Origin of the sequence: Streptomyces sp. NPDC056486, assembly GCF_042795295.1 — a bacterium.
Lineage (GTDB): Bacteria > Actinomycetota > Actinomycetes > Streptomycetales > Streptomycetaceae > Streptomyces.
Window position 1 is genome coordinate 1 of sequence record NZ_JBHTSF010000050.1, and the last position, 19,750, is coordinate 19,750.

General features: G+C 68.3%; 17 protein-coding genes. 11 read left to right on the forward strand and 6 right to left on the reverse strand.

The features are described from left to right. Positions 1 to 458: 458 nt before the first annotated feature. From ACFQ7F_RS21005 to ACFQ7F_RS21015, 3 genes are all read right to left on the reverse strand, one after another. Positions 459 to 1,916 carry a catalase gene (locus ACFQ7F_RS21005; RefSeq protein ID WP_383272507.1) on the reverse strand — a complete coding sequence of 486 codons (1,458 nt, stop codon included), beginning with the start codon at positions 1,914 to 1,916 and terminating at the stop codon, positions 459 to 461. A gap of 242 nt (positions 1,917 to 2,158) precedes the next feature. After that, complete coding sequence (locus ACFQ7F_RS21010) at positions 2,159 to 3,049, reverse strand: 2-hydroxy-3-oxopropionate reductase (RefSeq protein WP_383272509.1); 891 nt, start codon at positions 3,047 to 3,049, stop codon at positions 2,159 to 2,161. 108 nt (positions 3,050 to 3,157) lie between these two features. Next, positions 3,158 to 3,985, reverse strand: coding sequence for a TIM barrel protein (locus tag ACFQ7F_RS21015; RefSeq protein ID WP_383272511.1), 828 nt, complete (start codon positions 3,983 to 3,985; stop codon positions 3,158 to 3,160). 125 nt (positions 3,986 to 4,110) lie between these two features. On the opposite strand from ACFQ7F_RS21015, the gene ACFQ7F_RS21020 reads away from it, so the two are divergent. The 11 genes from ACFQ7F_RS21020 (at position 4,111) to ACFQ7F_RS21070 (ending at position 15,579) form a co-directional block, all read left to right on the forward strand. After that, positions 4,111 to 4,371: a thiamine-binding protein gene (locus ACFQ7F_RS21020; protein ID WP_383272513.1), complete on the forward strand. Its 261-nt coding sequence runs from the start codon at positions 4,111 to 4,113 to the stop codon at positions 4,369 to 4,371. Further along, positions 4,368 to 4,760, forward strand: coding sequence for a helix-turn-helix domain-containing protein (locus tag ACFQ7F_RS21025; RefSeq protein ID WP_383272515.1), 393 nt, complete (start codon positions 4,368 to 4,370; stop codon positions 4,758 to 4,760). The genes ACFQ7F_RS21020 and ACFQ7F_RS21025 overlap by 4 nt, the downstream gene beginning before the upstream one ends. A 168-nt stretch (positions 4,761 to 4,928) precedes the next feature. Further along, on the forward strand, positions 4,929 to 5,447 hold the full coding sequence (gene uraD, locus ACFQ7F_RS21030; protein ID WP_383272517.1) for a 2-oxo-4-hydroxy-4-carboxy-5-ureidoimidazoline decarboxylase: 519 nt from the start codon (positions 4,929 to 4,931) through the stop codon (positions 5,445 to 5,447). Then, complete coding sequence (uraH, locus tag ACFQ7F_RS21035) at positions 5,447 to 5,857, forward strand: hydroxyisourate hydrolase (protein WP_383272519.1); 411 nt, start codon at positions 5,447 to 5,449, stop codon at positions 5,855 to 5,857. The genes uraD and uraH overlap by 1 nt, the downstream gene beginning before the upstream one ends. 5 nt (positions 5,858 to 5,862) lie before the next feature. Beyond that, positions 5,863 to 6,786, forward strand: a complete 924-nt coding sequence (gene pucL / locus ACFQ7F_RS21040; protein ID WP_383272521.1) for a factor-independent urate hydroxylase — start codon at positions 5,863 to 5,865, stop codon at positions 6,784 to 6,786. Positions 6,787 to 6,853: 67 nt separating this feature from the next. Beyond that, entirely contained in the window at positions 6,854 to 8,281 is a 1,428-nt protein-coding gene (locus tag ACFQ7F_RS21045; RefSeq protein ID WP_383272523.1) for a nucleobase:cation symporter-2 family protein, read from the forward strand. A gap of 48 nt (positions 8,282 to 8,329) precedes the next feature. After that, a complete protein-coding gene (locus ACFQ7F_RS21050; protein ID WP_383272524.1) occupies positions 8,330 to 9,718 on the forward strand; it encodes an 8-oxoguanine deaminase in 1,389 nt (462 codons plus the stop codon). Positions 9,719 to 10,086: 368 nt separating this feature from the next. Beyond that, positions 10,087 to 11,445: a nucleobase:cation symporter-2 family protein gene (locus ACFQ7F_RS21055; RefSeq protein WP_383272605.1), complete on the forward strand. Its 1,359-nt coding sequence runs from the start codon at positions 10,087 to 10,089 to the stop codon at positions 11,443 to 11,445. Between the two features lie 137 nt (positions 11,446 to 11,582). Beyond that, positions 11,583 to 12,980 (forward strand): nucleobase:cation symporter-2 family protein, encoded by a 1,398-nt coding sequence (locus ACFQ7F_RS21060; RefSeq protein ID WP_383272526.1) that lies wholly within the window; start codon positions 11,583 to 11,585, stop codon positions 12,978 to 12,980. A 113-nt stretch (positions 12,981 to 13,093) separates the two neighbouring features. After that, positions 13,094 to 14,299 carry an MFS transporter gene (locus tag ACFQ7F_RS21065; RefSeq protein WP_383272528.1) on the forward strand — a complete coding sequence of 402 codons (1,206 nt, stop codon included), beginning with the start codon at positions 13,094 to 13,096 and terminating at the stop codon, positions 14,297 to 14,299. A gap of 38 nt (positions 14,300 to 14,337) precedes the next feature. Beyond that, entirely contained in the window at positions 14,338 to 15,579 is a 1,242-nt protein-coding gene (locus tag ACFQ7F_RS21070) for a serine hydrolase domain-containing protein (RefSeq protein ID WP_383272530.1), read from the forward strand. 43 nt (positions 15,580 to 15,622) lie between these two features. On the opposite strand, the gene ACFQ7F_RS21075 is transcribed toward ACFQ7F_RS21070, so the two are convergent. The 3 genes from ACFQ7F_RS21075 to ACFQ7F_RS21085 form a co-directional block, all read right to left on the reverse strand. Then, positions 15,623 to 16,267, reverse strand: coding sequence for a LysE family translocator (locus ACFQ7F_RS21075; RefSeq protein ID WP_383272532.1), 645 nt, complete (start codon positions 16,265 to 16,267; stop codon positions 15,623 to 15,625). A gap of 120 nt (positions 16,268 to 16,387) precedes the next feature. Then, entirely contained in the window at positions 16,388 to 17,233 is an 846-nt protein-coding gene (locus tag ACFQ7F_RS21080) for a chitosanase (RefSeq protein ID WP_383272534.1), read from the reverse strand. A 149-nt stretch (positions 17,234 to 17,382) separates the two neighbouring features. Continuing rightward, positions 17,383 to 19,587 (reverse strand): alpha-N-acetylglucosaminidase, encoded by a 2,205-nt coding sequence (locus tag ACFQ7F_RS21085; RefSeq protein WP_383272536.1) that lies wholly within the window; start codon positions 19,585 to 19,587, stop codon positions 17,383 to 17,385. Between the last annotated feature and the right edge of the window lie 163 nt (positions 19,588 to 19,750).

Below are 19,750 nucleotides of genomic sequence, written 5' to 3' on the forward strand. Positions count from 1 at the left end.
GGTGCCAACGGGGGCGCCGGGCTTGTTGTTGCTTTGGCCCCCGTTGGGGGGGGGGGGATTTGCGCGACCAGCCACGAGGCTGTCGCAGAAAATGAAGAGGGGCGAGTACGGGACGGTCCGTACTCGCCGCTCTGGCCGAGGAGTTGTAGCCGCCCGACCGCGCGCGACTGGCGGAACATGCATACGCGCTACCGGGCGGAGTCTGTGGGGGCCCAGGGGCCCAGGGGCCCGGATTCTCGGCTGGGACCGCGGCGGCTGCGAATGACTCCGGGGTGCCTCTTCTCTCAGGTCGAGAAGAGGGCCACAGGGCCTTAACCACCGCACTGGCTCGCAGAGCCGCCGCGGTCCTCATCCGGCCCGTACACCACGGGACCACCCCTCATCCGGGTTCCGTGATGGTGCGGGCGCAGCGCCGGAGAGCTGACCTCCCGTCAATTCTCCGGCGCAGCTGGGAAGTTCTAGTCCTCGCGCAGGGCGCGGACAGCCTCCTCCACGCGCTTGCCGTACTCGGCGTCGGCGGCGTGGAAGTGGGCCAGGTTCTTCTCGATGACGTCGTCACGGGTGACCTGCGAGAGGCCGCCCGCGATGTTCGCCACCAGACGGGCCTGCTCATCGGCCGACATCAGGCGGTAGAGCTCACCCGCCTGGAAGAAGTGGTCGTCCTTGGTGTGGAGCGGTGCCTCGTGCGTGCCCGTGTGGCCATTGACGGCCAGCGGCGCGGAGAGCGGCTGACCGGTCTCGGCCGGGCCGTCGTACGAGTTGGGCTCGTAGTTCTTGCGGTCGCGGCCGTACGCGTTGGACGCCATCAGGCCGTCACGGCCGTAGTTGTCCGCGACAGTCGCCTTCGGCGCGTTCACCGCGAGCAGGGTGTGGTTGACGCCGAGGCGGTAGCGGTGCGCGTCCGCGTAGGCGAACAGGCGGCCCTGCAGCATCTTGTCGGGCGACGGGCCGATGCCCGGAACGAAGTTGTTCGGGGAGAAGGCGGCCTGCTCGACCTCGGCGAAGACGTTGTCGGGGTTGCGGTCCAGGACCAGGCGGCCCACGCGCTGCAGCGGGTAGTCGCTGTGCGGCCACACCTTCGTCAGGTCGAAGGGGTTGAAGCGGTAGTCGGCCGCGTCCGCTGTCGGCATGATCTGCACGTGCAGCGTCCAGGACGGGTTCACGCCGCGCTCGATGGCCTGCAGAAGGTCCGTCTGGTGCGAGTTCGCGTCCTTGCCGGCCAGTTCGGCGCCCTGCTCCGCCGACAGGCTGCGTACGCCCTGGTTCGTCTTGAAGTGGTACTTCACGAAGAAGGCCTCGCCCGCCTCGTTCGTCCACTGGTAGGTGTGCGAGCCGTAGCCGTTCATGTGGCGGTACGACGCGGGGATGCCGCGGTCACCCATCAGCCACGTCACCTGGTGCGTCGCCTCGGGGGCGTGCGCCCAGAAGTCCCAGACGTTGTCCGGCTCCTGCTTGCCCGTGAAGGGGTCGCGCTTCTGGGAGTGGATGAAGTCGGGGAACTTGATCGGGTCCTTGATGAAGAAGACCGGGGTGTTGTTGCCGACGAGGTCGTAGTTCCCCTCCTCGGTGTAGAACTTCAGCGCGAAGCCGCGCGGGTCACGGACCGCGTCCGCGCCGCCGAGGCTGTCGGCCACCGTGGAGAAGCGCAGGAACGTCTCGGTGCGCTTGCCGACGGTGTTCAGGAAGTCGGCCGAGGTGTACGCGGTGACGTCGTCGGTCACCTCGAAGTAGCCGTAGGCACCGGAACCACGGGCGTGCACGACACGCTCCGGGATGCGCTCGCGGTTGAAGCGCGCGAGCTTCTCGAGGAGGTGCTGGTCCTGGAGGAGAAGCGGGCCACCGACGCCGGCGGTGGCGGAGTTCTGATTGTCGGCGACGGGGGCGCCGGACTCGGTCGTGAGCACACGCTTCGACATGGTGGCGGGGTTGACCTTCCGTACGGACTACTGAAACTGCTGAGGTGACGCGAGCGTAAGTACGCCTGAACAGCTACGTCAACAGTTTGTTGAAGTTTTGGGTGGGGCTTGTTCGGTTGTTCTTCGCTTGCTCGGGACGAGGCTTGAGTTCCGGACCGCGGCGACGCCTGGGCGCGACAGGACAGGTGTCAGCGCCGCCGCGGCCCGGAAGTTGGAGGAGCTCTTGGAGCCTGAAGGGCTTCCTAGAGCTCGGCGCCCGAGAGGCGCTCGACGCCGCGAAGGAGCGCGGAGTGGTCGAGGCCGCCGTCACCCTGCGTGCGCAGCGAGGCGACGAGCTGGGCGACCACGGCGCCGACCGGGAGCGAGGCACCGACATTGCGGGCGGCGTCGGTGACGATGCCCATGTCCTTGTGGTGCAGGTCGATCCGGAAGCCGGGCTTGAAGTCGCGCTTGAGGAAGTTGTCCTTCTTGCGGGTCAGGACGGTCGAGCCCGCAAGCCCCCCGTTCAGGACGTCCAGGGCGGCGGTCAGGTCCACCCCGGACTTCTCCAGGAAGACGACTGCCTCGGCGCACGCCTGGATGTTCACGGCGACGATGAGCTGGTTGGCGGCCTTCACGGTCTGCCCCGAGCCGTGCGGACCGCACAGCACGATGGTCTTGCCGAGGGCGTCCAGGAGCGGCTTGGCCTCGTCGAAGTCGGCCTTCTCGCCGCCGACCATGATGGAGAGGACGGCCTCGATGGCACCGGCCTCGCCACCCGAGACGGGGGCGTCGAGGACGCGGATGCCCTTGTCCTTGGCGGCCTTGGCCAGGTCGACGGAGGTCTGCGGGGTGATCGACGACATGTCGACGATCAGTGCGCCGGACCTCGCGTTCTCCAGGATGCCGTTCTCGCCGTACGCGATGGCCTCGACCTGCGGAGAGGCGGGCACCATCGTGACGATGACGTCGGCGTCCTTGACGGCCTCGGCGATCGACTTCGCGACGGAGCCGCCGGCGGCGGCGAGGCGGTCCAGCTTGTCCTGCTCAAGGGTGAAGCCGGTGACGGAGTAACCAGCCTTGATCAGGTTCTCGGACATGGGGGACCCCATGATGCCGAGTCCGATCCACGCGATCTTGGGAAGGTTGCTCATGGGGGAGCCTTTCTAGCTACGGGGTGATGCGGGGCAATCGGGAGGGGGGTCCCCCCTGCTCCTTAAGAGCTTGGGGGCGGGCGGGAAAATCCGCCGCGAAGCGGCGGCCTAGTCCGCAGCCGGCAACCAGCCGAAGGCATCGGCGCTAGGCCGGTCACCGGCCTTGTACTCCAGCCCGACGTACCCCTCGTATCCGGCCTTACGGAGCTGATCAAGCAGCTCCTCCAGCGGAAGCGACCCCGTGCCCGGGGCCCCACGGCCAGGATTGTCGGCGATCTGCACGTGCGCGGTCTGGGCCACGTACCGATCGATGACGGCCGGCAGGTCCTCACCGTTCATGGACAGGTGGTACAGGTCCATGAGGAACTTCGCGTTACCGAGCCCGGTGGCGGAGTTCACCTTGTCCACCACGGCGATCGCCGCATCCGCACTGACGATCGGGCAGCGTGGCGACTCGGGCTTGTTCAGGGCCTCGACAAGGAGCACCGCACCCACACGGTCGGCCTCGCGGGCCGCCAACACCAGGTTCTCCAGGGCGAGTTCGTCCTGGACGGCGGGGGCGACCCCCTCCACCCGGTTGCCGTACAGCGCGTTGAGCGCCTTGCAGCCGAGGGACTTCGCGAAGTCCGCCGCCACCGGGAGGTTCGCGCGGAACTTCTCGCTCTCCTCGCCCGGGATCGACAGGGCGCCGCGGTCCGGGCCCGGCAGCTGCCCGGCATAGAAGTTCAGGCCCACCAGCTCTACGCCGGCGTCCGTGATCGCGGCCCGGAGGGCATCGAGCTCGGACTGCTCGGGGGTGGGGGCGTCGACCCAGGGCCACCACAGCTCGACCGCCGTGAAGCCCGCCGCGGCGGCAGCCGCGGGGCGCTCCAGGAGCGGGAGTTCCGTGAAGAGGATCGACAGGTTCACATTGAAGCGCTGGTCGGAGTATCCCATGGGGCTTCCGCGCTCCTTCCGTATTGCGGAAGTTAATTTCTGTCTGATGGAAGATTGCCGTCGAGGATCCGTGCTTGTCAAGAGGGGGCTGCCGGAAAATCGCCGCGCGGCAGTAGGTTGTGCGCGTGCGATTGAGAGTGGAGTTCACGACCGAACCCTTCGACCTGGACGAGGCGCCCGCCCATGCGGTGGTGGCCCGCGACGTCATCCAGGGGGCCGGCCTCGACGCCGTGGACGTCGGCCCCTTCGGCAATACCGCGGAGGGCGGCGCCGACGAGGTCCTGACCGCCGTCGACGCGCTGCTGCGCCAGGCCCTGGAGGCGGGCGCGACCCGCGTCTCGCTCCAGGTGAACGTGCTCGGAGAGTCGGGGGAGGCCATCGAATGACCGGACCCGGACCCGGACCCGGACCTGGACCCGGTGACGGCCACGACCCCTTCGTGGCCGCCGTCAAGCCGCTCGTGGACGCCATGGGCGGCGAAATGGTGCCCCCCGACCAGGCGGGCACCGACGACGTCGTCCTCGCCTGGGAGGGCCAGGACGTGATCGCCGTACGCCTGCCGCAGCTCGCGGACTCCCTCGACCACATCCTGCTCGCCCTGGAGCGCAAGCGCGGGATGCCGCTGTCGGAGCTCGACCGCAAGGCCAAGCAGGAAGTCGTACGGATACTCGAGGCGCGAGGCGCCTTCGCCGTGCGGCACGGAGTGGAGACGGTCGCCGGCGCGCTCGGCGTCTCACGCTTCACTGTGTACAACTACCTCAACCGCTCCACCTGACCTGCCGGATACCTCGCAGGTCAGAGAGCTGCTGAAGGCCACCGTCCGTTAACCGGACGGTGGCCTTTGTTACTCGAAGTTTTCAACAAAGTGTTGACGTGGTGTTTCGGCTGGCGTTAGCTATCCGCAGCCCGTCCAGCACAAGGCCGTATGGCCACGGAGGCACCCGTGACTTCGAGCTCGACGCCGGGCCCAGCCCGGTTCAACGCCTTGACGGAGAGCGCGGCCACCGCCGCCCTCCACGAGGCCTGCGCCTCATCGGCCTGGGGAAGCAAACTGCTCTCCCAGCGCCCTTTCCCCACCGTCGAAGCCCTCTTCGCCGCCAGTGACGCCGCCATGGCCGAGCTGACCGCCGAGGATCTGGCCGAGGCGATGGCCGGGCACCCGCCGATCGGCCGCCCGAAGCCCGGGGACCCCACGTCGTCCCGCGAACAGCGCGGCATGGCGGGGGCCTCCGAGGAGCTCAAGGCCGAGATGCTCGAACTGAACCTGGCCTACCAGGACCGGTTCGGACATGTCTTTCTGATCTGCGCCACCGGGGCCACCGGTGAGCAGATGCGCGACGCGATGAAGGCACGGATCGGCAACACGGCCGAGGCGGAGCGCGAAATCGTGCGCACCGAACTCGGGAAGATCAACCGCATCCGGCTGACCCGTCTCGTAGAAGTAGAAGAGGACAACGACTGATGAGCACTGACACCACCGCCTCGGTGTCCACGCACATCCTGGACACCAGCGTCGGACGCCCCGCCGAGGGCGTCTCCATCTCGCTCACCGCCCGCAGCGGCCGTGACGCCGAGTGGGTGGCGCTCGGTGGCTCCGCGACCGACGCGGACGGGCGCTGCAAGGACCTCCCGGCACTGCCGGAGGGCACGACCCACGTACGACTCGACTTCGAGGTCGAGGAGTACTTCTCCACCAACCAGCGCAGTGACACGAAGAAGCAAGCCGAGGCGCAGCAGGACGCCCCCCGCGTAAGGGACAGCGGTGCGTTTTTCCCGGAGGTGGCGATCACATTCGCCGTCAACCCGGGCGAGCACTATCACGTACCGCTGCTGCTCAACCCGTTCGGCTACTCCGTTTACCGAGGGAGCTAGCAGACATGCCCACGATTCTCGGCCAGAACCAGTACGGCAAAGCAGAGAACCGCGTCGTCAAGATCACGCGGGACGGCGACACCCACCACATCAAGGACCTGAACGTCTCGGTCGCGCTCTCCGGCGACATGGAGGACGTCCACTACTCCGGCTCGAACGCCAACGTCCTGCCGACGGACACCACCAAGAACACGGTGTACGCGTTCGCCAAGGAGTACGGCATCGAGTCCGCCGAGCAGTTCGGCATCCACCTGGCCCGGCACTTCGTGACGTCCCAGGAGCCGATCAAGGTCGCGCGGATCCGCATCCAGGAGTACACCTGGGAGCGCATCGCGACCTCGGACAACAACTCCAGGTTCATCGGCTCGGACGAGGTCAACCACTCCTTCGCCCGCAAGGGCCAGGAGCTGCGCACCACGCAGATCACCTTCGACGGTGAGAACTGGGAGATCATCTCCGGGCTCAAGGACCTCACGGTCATGAACTCCACCAACTCGGAGTTCTGGGGCTACGTCAAGGACAAGTACACGACGCTGAAGGAGGCGTACGACCGCATCCTGTGCACCGACGTCTCCGCCGCCTGGCGTTACAACTGGACCAGCGACGCGGACCGGATGCCCAACTGGGAGAAGTCGTACGACCAGGCCAAGAAGCACATCCTGCAGGCCTTCGCCGAGACGTACTCCCTCTCGCTGCAGCAGACCCTCTACCAAATGGGTTCGCGCGTCATCAACAGCCGGAGCGAGATCGACGAGATCCGCTTCTCGCTGCCGAACAACCACCACTTCCTGGTGGACCTCGAGCCCTTCGGGCTGAAGAACGACAACGAGGTCTACTTCGCGGCGGACCGCCCCTACGGCCTCATCGAGGCCACGGTTCTCAGGGACGGGGTCCAGCCGAAGATCCCGGTCGACATGACCAACCTCTGATACGGGACGCGCGCCCCCGCCCGTCCGCAGCGGACGGGGGCGCGCCACACCGGAGGGAACAGCAGCAATGGCACAGCCTGCAAAAGGGTCGGAGAAAGGCCCGTGTTCCACCCCATCGGACATGGCCGACGGCGACTCAACCACCGGTGAGTCAACTCCCGCCTGTCACCCGGTGGACGAGAAGCTCCACCCCTCGCGGCTCGTCCCTGCCGCACTCCAGCACATCGCCGCCATGTACGCGGGCGTCGTCACTCCGCCGCTGATCATCGGCCAGGCCTGTGGTCTGGACACGGTCGCGCAGACGCGCCTCATCGCCGCGAGCCTGCTGATCGCCGGACTCGCCACGATCCTGCAGACGCTCGGCGTCAAGGGCTTCGTCGGCAACCGGCTCCCCTTCGTGAACGCCGCGTCGTCCGCGGGCATCGCACCCATCCTCGCCATCGCCGAGAACAGCGCCAAAGGCCATCAACTCCCGGCCATCTACGGCGCGGTGATGGTCGCGGGCATCTTCTGCCTCGCGGTCGGCCCGTTCTTCGGGCGCCTCCTGCGCTTCTTCCCGCCGCTCGTCACCGGCGTCGTCATCACCCTCATCGGCGTGACGCTGATGCCCGTGCCCGTCACCTGGGCACAGGGCGGCGACAAGACCGCCGCCGACTTCGGCGCCATGAAGTACCTCGCGCTCGCCGCCTTCACGCTCGCCGTGATCCTTGTCTTCCAGCGGTTCGGACGCGGCTTCCTCAAGCAAGTCGCCCTGCTTCTGGGCCTGTTCATCGGAACGCTCGCCGCGATCCCGTTCGGGATGGCCGACTTCAGTGCCATCAAGTCCGCTCCGGTGGCGGCGCTCCCGACGCCCTTCGCCTTCGGGGCCCCGGAGTTCCAGCCCGCCGCGATCCTCTCGCTCTGCATCGTGATGCTGGTCCTGATGACCGAGTCGTCGGCCGGCATGCTGGCCCTCGGCGAGATCTGCGACCGCAAGAGCGACGGCAGGACCATCACCCGCGGCCTGCGCACGGACGGCATCGCGACGCTCATCGGACCCGTCTTCGGTGGCTTCCCCACTTCCGCCTTCGCGCAGAACGTCGGCGTAGTCTCCCTGACACGTGTGCGCAGCCGCTATGTCGTGGCCGTCGCGGGCGGCGCCCTCATCGTGCTCGGCGCCTTCCCGATGCTCGGCGCGGTCGTCAGCCTCGTACCGATGCCGGTTCTCGGCGGCGCGGGCATCGTCCTCTTCGGCTCCATCGCGGTCAGCGGCATCCGTACGCTCTCCGAGGCGGGCCTCGACGACAGCTCCAACATCATCCTGGTGGCCGTCGCGCTCGGAGCGGGCATCATCCCGCTCGCCGCGCCCACCTTCTACGCACAATTCCCGGCCTGGGCACAGACCGTCCTCGGCTCCGGAATCAGTGCGGGAGCGCTGACCGCGGTCCTGCTCAACCTGTTCTTCAACCATCTCGGCACCCGCAGCCCCGCGGCCGCGGCACTCAAATCTTCCTAGGGTCATGCCGTGCCCACATCGCCACAATCAAGAGAAGGAAGAAGCACCATGGCAGCACCGGCAGACCTGCAGCGCATCGTCATCGAGAACTGTGCCATCGCGACCGTCGACGCCGACGACACCGAGTACGCATCGGGACACGTCGTCGTCGCGGGCAACAAGATCGAGTCCATCGGCGCGGGAAAGGCCCCCGAAGGCCTTCAGAACGTCGTACGCCGCGTGGACGGGACCGGTCACCTCGTGACCCCCGGCCTGGTCAACACGCACCACCACTTCTACCAGTGGATCACCCGTGGTCTTGCCACCGACCACAACCTCTTCAACTGGCTCGTCGCGCTGTACCCGACGTGGGCGCGCATCGACGAGCAGATGGTGACGGCGGCGGCCCAGGGTTCGCTCGGCATGATGGCCCGCGGCGGCGTCACCACCGCGATGGACCACCACTACGTCTTCCCGAAGAACTCGGGTGACCTCTCCGGCGCCATCATCGGCGCCGCGAGCGACATGGGTGTCCGCTTCACCCTCGCCCGCGGCTCCATGGACCGCAGCGTCAAGGACGGCGGCCTGCCGCCGGACTTCGCCGTCGAGACCCTGGAGGGCGCGCTCGCCGCGACCGCCGCCACGGTCGACAAGCACCACGACGCCTCCTTCGACGCGATGACCCAGATCGCCGTCGCCCCCTGCTCGCCGTTCTCGGTCTCGACCGAACTCATGAAGCAGGGCGCCGAGTTGGCGCGCGCCAAGGGTGTACGTCTGCACACCCACGGCAGCGAGACCGTAGAGGAGGAGCAGTTCTGCAAGGAACTGTTCGGCATGGGCCCCACCGACTACTTCGAGTCGACGGGCTGGCTCGGTGACGACGTGTGGATGGCGCACTGCGTCCACATGAACGACTCCGACATCGCCGCATTCGCCCGTACCGGCACGGGAGTCGCGCACTGCCCGTCCTCCAACGCACGTCTGGCCGCAGGCATCGCCCGCGTCCCCGACATGCTCAAGGCGGGCGTCCCCGTCGGCCTCGGTGTCGACGGCACCGCGTCCAACGAGTCCGGCGAACTGCACACCGAGCTGCGCAACGCACTCCTCATCAACCGCCTCGGCGCACACCGCGAGGCCGCCCTGAACGCCCGTCAGGCCCTGCGCCTCGGAACGTTCGGCGGCGCCCAAGTCCTGGGCCGCTCCACGCAGATCGGGTCGCTCGAGCCGGGCAAGCTCGCCGACCTGGTCCTCTGGAAGATCGACGGCATCGGACACTCCTCGATCGCCGACCCGGTGACCGCCATCATCTTCGGCGCGGCGGCCCCGGTCACGCTCTCCCTCGTCAACGGCCGCCCGATCGTCGAGGACGGCCGCCTGCTGCACGTCGACGAGGACGCCATCGCCCGCTCCGCGCGGGACGAGGCGCAGCGCCTCGCGCGGATCTCCGCCGAGGCCTGACCCCAAGAACTCCGGTCAGGGGGGACGGCCCTTGACCGGACTTGAGCAGCCGAGCGGGTTGCTCAAGTGCCGCCCCGGAACGTGGCCCAAAGCTTCACGTTCCCGGGGCGGTCAGCACTACCTGGGCGCACACCCACAACTTCATACCGAGCAAGTCCTTGCACCACGCACCACCTCCCAGAAGCGAAAAGTGCCGGCAATGCGGCCCGTACTGGAAAACAACCGGAGGAGCCACAGTGGCCACTCAGCCCAGGTTCACCAAGCAAGGCACCACCCCAGGAACCACCTCAGGAACCACCCCAGACCCATCCGAAGTCGACGGCGAGAGCGCCATACATCCCGTCGACCAGAAACTCCCGCCCCTCAAGATGGCGACGACAGGCCTCCAGCACGTGGCGGCCATGTACGCGGGCGTCGTCGCCCCTCCGCTCATCGTGGGCGCGGCGATCGGCCTCTCGCCGAAGGAACTCACCTTCCTGACCGGCGCCTGTCTGTTCACCGCGGGCCTGGCCACCTTCCTCCAGACGCTCGGCATCTGGAAGATCGGCGCCCGGCTGCCCTTCGTCAACGGCGTCACCTTCGCGGGCGTCGCCCCGATGCTCGCGGTCGTCGATTCGACCGACAACAAGGACGACGCGCTACCGATCATCTTCGGCGCGGTCATCGTCGCGGGAGTCCTCGGCTTCATCGCGGCGCCGTTCTTCTCGAAGCTGGTCCGCTTCTTCCCGCCGGTGGTGACCGGCACGGTCATCACACTCATCGGCATCTCGCTCATGCCGGTGGCCTTCGGCTGGGCACAGGGGCCGGTACCGGGCGCCGACGACTACGGCTCGATGAAGAACCTGGGCCTCGCGGGCCTCACGCTCGTGATCGTTCTGCTCCTTCGCCGCTTCACCACCGGCTTCGTCAAGCAGATCGCCGTACTCCTGGGCCTGGTCGTCGGCACGCTCATCGCGATCCCGTTCGGCGTGACGGACTTCAGCCCGGTCGGCGACGCGGACGTCATCGGCTTCCCGACGCCGTTCCACTTCGGCGCCCCGCAGTTCGCGGCGGCGGCGATCGTCTCCCTCTGTGTCGTCATGGTGGTCTCGATGACCGAGTCCACCGCCGACATGCTGGCGCTCGGCGAGATCGTGGACCGTCCCGCCGACGAGAAGACCATCGCGGCCGGTCTGCGCGCCGACACTCTCGGCTCGGCGCTCAGCCCGCTCTTCAACGGCTTCATGTGCAGCGCGTTCGCGCAGAACATCGGCCTGGTCGCGATGACGAAGATCCGCAGCCGGTACGTCGTCGCCGTGGGCGGCGGTTTCCTGGTCCTGATGGGCCTGTGCCCGATGGCCGCCTCGCTCATCGCCGTCGTACCGCGTCCGGTGCTCGGCGGCGCGGGTGTCGTCCTCTTCGGCTCGGTCGCGGCGAGCGGTATCCAGACGCTGGTCAAGGCGAACCTGGAGCGCGACAACAACGTCCTGATCGTGGCCGTCTCCCTGGCCGTGGGCCTCATCCCGATCGCGGCGCCGGAGTTCTACCACGCGTTCCCGGAGACCGCGAAGATCATCCTCGACTCGGGCATCTCCACGGGCTGTGTCGCGGCCGTGCTTCTCAACCTCGTCTTCAACCACATCGGCAAACGAGGTGAGGACGACGACGTGACCAACCCGATGGAGCCCGGGGGAGAAATCGCTGAACAGAGGGTGCACGAAGGGTCTTCCCCGGCGGGGGCCCATTGACGTAACGTGCGTGACGCCGCCCGCATCGCGGAAGTTACTTTCCAGTCGGATTGATGGTCGGTCCCGCCGAACGCCTCGTGAACTCCCGCGCGGCGGGCCCGACTTCCGGCGTCACGCACACGGAAGAAGCGCCACCCATGAGTTCTCAGCACCGCCCCGCCGAGAAGACCGCACCGGCTTCTGAGGTTTCCCCGGAAGTCCATCCGGTCGACGAGATCCTGCCGCCGGGCCGGATGCTCGTCGCAAGCCTCCAGCACGTCGCCTCCATGTACGCGGGCGCCGTCTCGGTCCCCCTGGTCGTGGCCGTCGCCGCCAAGATGTCGCCGGGGGACACGGCCGTACTCATGGGCGGCAGCCTCCTGATGGCAGGCATCGCGACCCTGCTCCAGACGCTCGGCATCGGCAACTTCATCGGCTCCCGACTGCCGTTCGTCAACGGCGTCTCGTTCGCGGGCGTCGGCGTGATGCTGACGATCATCACGACACAGGGTGGCGTCGAGGCGGGGATGCCCGTCGTCTTCGGGGCGATCATCGTCTCAAGCGTCTTCGGCTTCCTGGTCAGTTCATACTTTTCACGCCTGGTCCGCTTCTTCCCGCCGGTGGTGACGGGCTCGGTCATCACCCTGATCGGCGTCTCGCTCATCCCGGTCGCGTACGACTGGATAGTGGACGACTCGTCGACGGGCACCCCGCAACCGGCCAGCATCGGCCTGGCAGGCGCGACCGTCCTGGTCATGCTCCTGCTCCAGCGCTTCACGCGCGGCTTCCTCAAGCAGATCAGCATGCTCTTCGCCATGATCTTCGGAACGCTGCTCGCGATCCCGATGGGCCTCGCCGACTTCTCCAAACTGGACGACGCCGCCCTGGTGGGCATCCCCTCGCCCCTCCACTTCGGCGCACCGGAGTTCAACATCCCGGCCATCATCTCGATGTGCGTCGTGATGCTGGTGATCCTCACCGAGTCCACCGCCGACATGATCGCCCTGGGCAAGATCGTCGACAAGGAGGTCGACGAGAAGACCATCGCCCGAGGCCTGCGCGCCGACGCGCTCGGATCCGCCCTGAGCCCCCTGTTCAATGCCTTCCACGCCAGCGCGTTCGCGCAGAACATCGGCCTGGTCGTCATCTCCAAGGTGCGCAGCCGCTTCGTGGTGGCGCTCAGCGGCGCCATCCTCGTCCTGATCGGCCTCAGCCCCGCAGCGGCGGCACTGATCTCGGTCGTCCCCATGCCGGTCCTGGCCGCCGTCAGCCTCTTCCTCTTCGGCTCCATCGCGGTCAGCGGCATCCAGACGCTGCTCCAGGCGGACCTGCACAGGGGCGACAACGCCCTGATCGTCGTGGTCACCCTCGGCGCAGGCCTGGCCCCCGCGCTCTCGGACGGCTTCTACGACGCGTTCCCGGCGTGGGCGCAGATCGTCCTCGGCTCCGGCATCTCGACGGGCTGTCTGCTCGCAGTCGCCCTGAACCTGGTCTTCAACCACCTTGGTAACAAGGAGAGTTCGGCGGCCGACCCGGAGCCCGCAATCACGCACTGATCAGAGTGGTAAGTATGGGCGCCACGCGGGAATCCGACATCACCCTCACCCCAGCACATTGATGTCGCAGACGTGCCAGACCGGTGCCGGGTGGCGCTGCTGGACTCGGGGGCATGCCCGCACCCACCAAGCCACCCCCACCCACCGGCGCCACCTCTCTTTCCACCCGCTCACCGCTGGGCGGCTGGTCCGCCGTCATCGCCGTGACGATGGGGATCTTCTCCATCGTCACCACCGAGATCCTGCCGATCGGCCTGCTGACCCCCATCGGCAACAGCTTCGGCATCTCGGACGGCACGGCAGGGCTGATGATGACCCTGCCCGGCATCCTCGCCGCCGTCGCCGCCCCCACCGTGACGGTCACGACCGCCCGCGCGGACCGACGCCACATGCTCTGCGCCCTGATCCTGCTGCTCGCCGTCGCGAACTTCCTCGCCGCGCTCGCGCCCGGCTACTGGCTGATGATGCTCTCCCGGGTCCTGGTGGGACTCGTCATCGGCGCCTTCTGGTCCATCGGCGCGGGCCTCGCCTCCCGGCTCGTCCCCGCGGAACAGGCCGGGCGGGCGACCGCCGTCATCTTCTCCGCCGTCCCGCTCGGCTCCGTCCTCGGCGTGCCCGCGGGCACCCTGCTCGGTGAACTCGCGGGCTGGCGCACGGTGTTCGTGGTGATGGGCGTCCTGACCCTCGCCGTTCTCGCCGCACTCGCGCTGTCGCTGTCGTCCCTGCCGCCGGAGCACGTCACCCGGCTCACCGTGCTGCGTGACCTGCTCGGGACCCCCGGCATCCGGGTCAGCGTCGCCGTGACCTTCCTCGTGGTGGCGGCCCACTTCGGCACCTACACCTACGTCACCCCGTTCCTGGCCGACGTGACCCACGCGGGCCCGCGCTCGATCACCCTGTTCCTGCTGGCGTACGGAGTCGCGGGCATCCTCGGCAACTTCCTCGCGGGCGCGTGGGCGAGGCGAGCGCCGCGCGGCACGTTCGCCACGGCGGCCGGGTCGCTCGCCACCGCGACACTGCTGCTGCCCGTCCTCGGCACGGGAAAGGCGGGCGCGCTCGCGCTGCTCCTGGTCTGGGGCGTCGCCTACGGCGCGGTGCCGGTCTGCTCGCAGACCTGGTTCGTGACGGCGGCACCGCAAGCCCCCGAGGCGGCGTCCGTGCTGTTCACGTCATCGTTCCAGGCGACGTTCTCGCTGGGCGCGCTGGCGGGCGGCGCGGTGGTGGACGCGGCGTCCACCACCACGGTCATGACGGTCGGCGGGATTGTTGCCTCGCTCGCCGTACTCGGGGTCATGGCTGGGTACCGTCGGGCGCAGTGATCGCGCGCATTGTCATGCGCCACACCAGGGGAGGAAACATGTCGAAGACCGCGAGCCAGGAACGCAGGGGTGCCCAGAGCGGGGGGTTCTCCGAGGGGCGGCTGCGCAGGATGCGGGATGTGCTGGCCGGGCACGTCGAGTCCGGGGCGATCCCCGGACTCGTCGCGCTGGCCGGCCGGCGGGGTGAGACACATGTAGAGGCGCTTGGGACACATGAGGCCGGCGGCGCGGGCTCGCCGATGCGCCGCGACACCATATTCCGCATGGCGTCGACAACGAAGCCGGTCACGACGACCGCCGTGATGATCCTCGTCGAGGAATGCAGGCTGCGGCTCGACGATCCGGTCGACCAGTGGCTGCCCGAGCTCGCCGACCGGCAGGTACTCAAGAGCATCGGAAGCCCGGTCGACGACACCGTGCCCGCCGAACGACCCATCACCGCGCGGGACTTGCTCACTTTCACGAACGGCTTCGGGATGGTGGTCGCCCCGCCGGGGACGTACCCGATCCAGGACCTGATCGCCGAGTCGGGAATCGGCGCCTTCGGCCAGGTGCCGACCGTCGGGCCGGACGAGTGGATGCGTCGTCTCGGCGGACTCCCGCTGATCTGTCAGCCGGGGGAGCGGTGGCTCTACAACACCGGATCCGATGTGCTCGGCGTGCTCGTCTCCAGGATCGCGGGCCAGTCGTTCGAGGCGTTCCTGCGGGAGCGCGTCTTCGGCCCGCTGGGGATGTGCGACACCGGATTTCACGTACCCGCCGACAAGATCCACCGTCTGCCGACGAGTTACGCCCACGACCCGGAGACGGGTGAGCTCGTGGTGTGGGACGAGGCGGCAGGCGGTATCTACAGCAGGCCCCCCGCGTTCGAGTCGGGCGGCACCGGCCTCGTCTCGACCGTCGACGACTTCAGCACCTTTTACCGCATGCTCCTGAACAAGGGAACGTACGGCGGCGAGCGCGTCCTCTCCCGCTCCTCGGTCGAACTGATGACGATGGATCACCTCACACCGGAGCAGAAGACGGAGAAGGACGCCCTCCCCGAATACTTCGGTGCGCACGGCGGCTTCGGCTTCGGCATGGCGGTCCGTACCCACCGCCGCGATCACGCCTCAGTGGGGCAGTTCGGCTGGGACGGTGGCCTGGGTACGACGGTGTACGGCGACCCGGCCGAGGAGCTGACCGGCATCCTGCTGTCCCAGACGGCGATCGACACCCAGGACACGCCTCGCCTCCACCGGGACTTCTGGACCACGGTCTATCAGGCGATCGACGACTGAGGGAGCAGGCGGCGGCAGGGGGCGCCTCCCGTGTGGGCGCGGCTCACGCCGCCGCGGCCGGTGCCCGGTCCGTCGCGAGCTTGACCGCGAGGGCGCCGAGCACCGTCCCCATGACGTACCGCTGGACCCGCAGCCAGCTCGGGCGGCGGGCCAGAAACACCGCGATGGTGCCCGCCGCCATGACGATGGCGAGGTTCACGCCCAGGCTGATGGAGATCTGGACGCCGCCGAGCACGAAGCCCTGCGCCAGAGCGTGACCGGCCGTCGGGTCGATGAACTGCGGTATGAGCGAGATGTACATGATGGCGACCTTCGGGTTCAGGAGGTTCGTGAGAGCCCCCATGGAGAAGAGCCGCCAGGGTGAGTCGGGCGCCAGCTCCTGGTGGGTGAAGGCGGAGGTGCCGCCCGGCTTCAGGGCCTTCCAGGCCAGCCACGCCAGGTACCCGGCGCCCGCCAGCTTCACGGCCAGGTACAGCTGGGGCACCGCCAGGAACACCATCGAAAGCCCGAGGTTGGCGGCGGTCAGATAGACGACGAATCCGACGGCGACCCCGGCCAGGGAGATCGCTCCGGCCCGCCTGCCCTGGGTGATGCTCCGTGAGACGAGGTACATCATGTTGGGTCCGGGCGTGAGCACCATGCCGAGAGAGACCACTGCGACGCCGAGGACCGCGTTCATTCCGATCATTCAGCAAGGATCGGACGGTGGTGCCGTCAAGCACCAGCGAAGAATTCTTCACGCAACACGTAAGCGCTGCTACATCGGTACCGATACCCGCACCGATGGAGCAGCGCTTACGCGGACGGCTCAGCCGATGCGGTACGGGTCCCCGTACACCTTCCACTCCAGCGGCGTGTTCAGGTTCAGGTTGCCCTTCTTCAGGAATACCCGCTGTGCCGTGTCGACGCGGCTGGTGTCCTCGTGCGCCTCCTCCTGCTTCATCGCCCAGACGCGCGCGTCCAGGAAGGCGTTGAGGTAGGCCGTCTCGTCGCCGCCCTGAGCCGGCGGCTTGGCCGAATTGAGGGCGCGCTTGCGGATGTTGCGGAAGCTGGTGCTGTCGCCGCCGTCGCCGTGCATGACGATCGCGTCGTAGTACGCGAACTGCCCGAGGACGCCGATGCCGTCCGCCTTGCCCTGCTTGACGGCCGGGTTGAAGTAGACGCGGTCACGCTCGTCGTTCTGCGCCTTCTGGAACTCGGGGTCCTCGGCGGCCTTCTCCCAGTCGCGCTTGTAGTTGGGGTCGAGACCCTCGTGGGAGTCGGTGCCGTCCACTTCGCGCAGTGCGGGGAGGTACTTGGCGAGGACGTTGTCCGGCTTGCGCTGGGTGTAGAGCTCGACGAGGTCGAGCATGTCGCCGGTGCCTGAACAGAAGCCGATGATCCCGGCCGTGTAGCCGCGGCCGTCGCCTATGTCCTCGCAGTAGCGGTAGTAGTCCTTCCAGTTGAGGTCGGAGTTCTCGGCGCTGCAGACGATCTTCATGGCGATCTCCTTCTTCGCCGGATCGTCGAGTCCGCCCGCCCTGGGGGTGGGGGCGGCGCCTGCCGTCTGGGACGCGATGACCGGGCCCGCGACGAGCGAGGCGCCGATGAAGGCGAGCAGGGTGCGGCGTGAGGTGTGGATGCGGGGCGCGGGGGCGCGATGGGGGGTGGGCACGGGGCCTCCAAGGTGGGGGAGTTCGTCGTTCCGATGACGCTTGGGCTCTTCCGCGTACTGTTAGGAAGGTTTCCTACCAGAGTTTGCGGATGACGTATACCCGTCAAGGAAGGGCGAGTTGGTGATCTTGGAGGTCCCGTGCCGACCGGCTACGGCGTCCCGGTCAGCCGTTCGCGCACCTGAACAGCGATTTTGTACGTGTCTCCGGTCGGCCGGGTGGCCAGGTTCCCCGGGTCACGAATCCATCCGTCTTCGAGGGCGAACCAGTCGATGGCCTTCGGGGCGCGCCCTTCACCGAGTGCCGCCCGCAGCTCCTTGAAGTACGTTTCCCAGCGCAGCCGGTAGAGCCCGCCGACGAGTCCGGCCCACTCTCGGTTGGCGTAGTCGCGCAGCCCCGCGTCCGCTCCGGACCGCGTGCCCCACACGGTGAGCAGCGAAAGCTGGTCGTACGCGAGCCGGTCCCGCTCCGTCGCGTCGGCGCCCCACGAGCGGGCGTCGGCGACCCAACGGCCCAGCAGGTGGCGGGAGTCGGTGGCCACCAGCTCGTCGAGCAGATCCATGAGGCCGAGCCAGACCCGGGTCAGCCGGTCGAAGCGGGCGGTGTCCCCGTCGTCGTACGCCTGCTTGATCCGGGGGAGGAGCACCCGGCTGCGGTTGGAGAGTGCCTGCCGCGCGACGTCCAGTACGTCACGTCGGTAGGCGGAGGAACCGCGCAACCCGGCCCGCACAGCCAGGAGTTCAGTCAGCACGGGCTCGAAGTCCGACGGCTCGTACCGCATCGACTTCGGCGACCAGGCCGCCGCCGACTTCGCCGACAGGTCGGGCCGTGCGCCGAAGAGGCCGTCCGCGCCCTCCGCCCACTCGTCGGCGCGGGTCGTGCCGTACGCGGTGCGGCGCAGGATGTCCCAGGCGGCGGCCGCGTGCGGATCGGCCGCTCCGTAGCGCGACACGGACCAGTTGGCGAACCAGGCGTCCAGGTCCAACTCACTAGTGCGCCATGCCAGTTCGGAGAAGAGCTCGAAGGCGGCCGGGTTGTTGTCGGCCGCCTCCGGCATCAGGGAGATGCCGCGCTGCGTGCTGCCTTCCTTGGTGCGCCACTTCTCGTAGAGCGCCGCCCAGTCGGGGGTGTTGGCGCCGAGCGTCGTGTGCCCGCCGAAGTTCCAGATCGAGCCGAAGGTGTACGGGGTCCGGTTCCAGTCGGACTCGCGGTCGGTGACCTTCGGGAAGCGGTCGGAGAGGCCGTCGACCACCAGCATCCTGGACTTGTCGACGGCGTCGACGATGGCCTTGGGCGGATTGCTCTGCCAGCCGAGGATCACCCAGGTGGCGCCGGGGTGCGCGGCCTGGAGAGCCTTCTCGACGGCCTTGGCCGCGTCCGGGACCGGTACGTCACCCGGCTTCCCGCCCTCGTGGAGGAGGTCCATCTTGTACATCGTCGAGGTGCCGAAGAGCTCGTCCTGGGCGCGGTAGAAGGCGGCGGCCACCCGGGCGAAGTGCTCGGTCCGCGGATCCAGCCAGTCGGGCCGCGTGAAGCCGACCCAGTCGCCCTGCGGCACGGTCCTCGCGCCGGGGTTCTTCGCCGCGAAGCCGGGCGGGACCGTGCCGAAGTAGCCGGGTAGGACCGGCGTCATGCCGAGGTCGCGCAGCCGGTCCGCGATGCGACGGCCCAACGCGGCTCGCTGGTGGAGAAGTTGGCGCGATACGGGGTACGGGAAGGCGGACATGTTCTGGAGCAGCCACCACGGCTGGTGCGCCGGGGCCGGGATCCACTCGCGCAACTCGCGATCGGAGTAGCCGAACTCCTGGAACACGCGGTGGTAGAGGGCGTCCGCGCCGACGTACACGAGCACTTCGTTGTAGCCGTGCAGCGTGAGCACGTCGATCTCGCGCTCCCAGTACGACCAGTCGTGGTACGCCCCTGTGTAGCCGTCGTTCGTGTCGTTGAGGACGAAGCGGTGCGGGGCGTTGGCGCGTCCGGTCACCGGCTCGGCGAGGCCGGGGAGCCGGTCGGGCAGGTCAAGCTGGTCGCCCGCCCAGGTGATGTTCGCGTGTGCGGTGTGCTTCAAGTAGTGCCGCAGACCCGTCAGTTGCGCGGCGGGAGTCGGTCCGGTGACGGTGATGTGCCCGCGCCGCCCGGATACCCGGAAGGTGTCGGCGGGACCCGCGGTTCTGAACGTCAGCTGCTTGAAGTGCCGGGGCAGCAGGCGTCGGGCGGCCTTGGCCGCCGCGGACGGATCGGAGGGCGCGGGCGTACCGGATGCCGGTACGCCGTCGGCGGTGGAGCCGGAACAGGCGACAGCGGCGCCGGTCGTTCCGGCGATGGCGGTGAGGAAAGTGCGGCGGGCCAGGGGCATGACGTGGGGATACCCTCCCGGTTCGGCGATGCACGGGCGGGCGCCCGGGCAGTGCTGGACGGCGCACCACGATGAACCGCCCACGAACCATGGTCAAGATGCCGTGGCCGGGTCGTGGCCAGGTGAACCATGGCCGTCGTGCACCGCTCGGACGTCCGAAGTC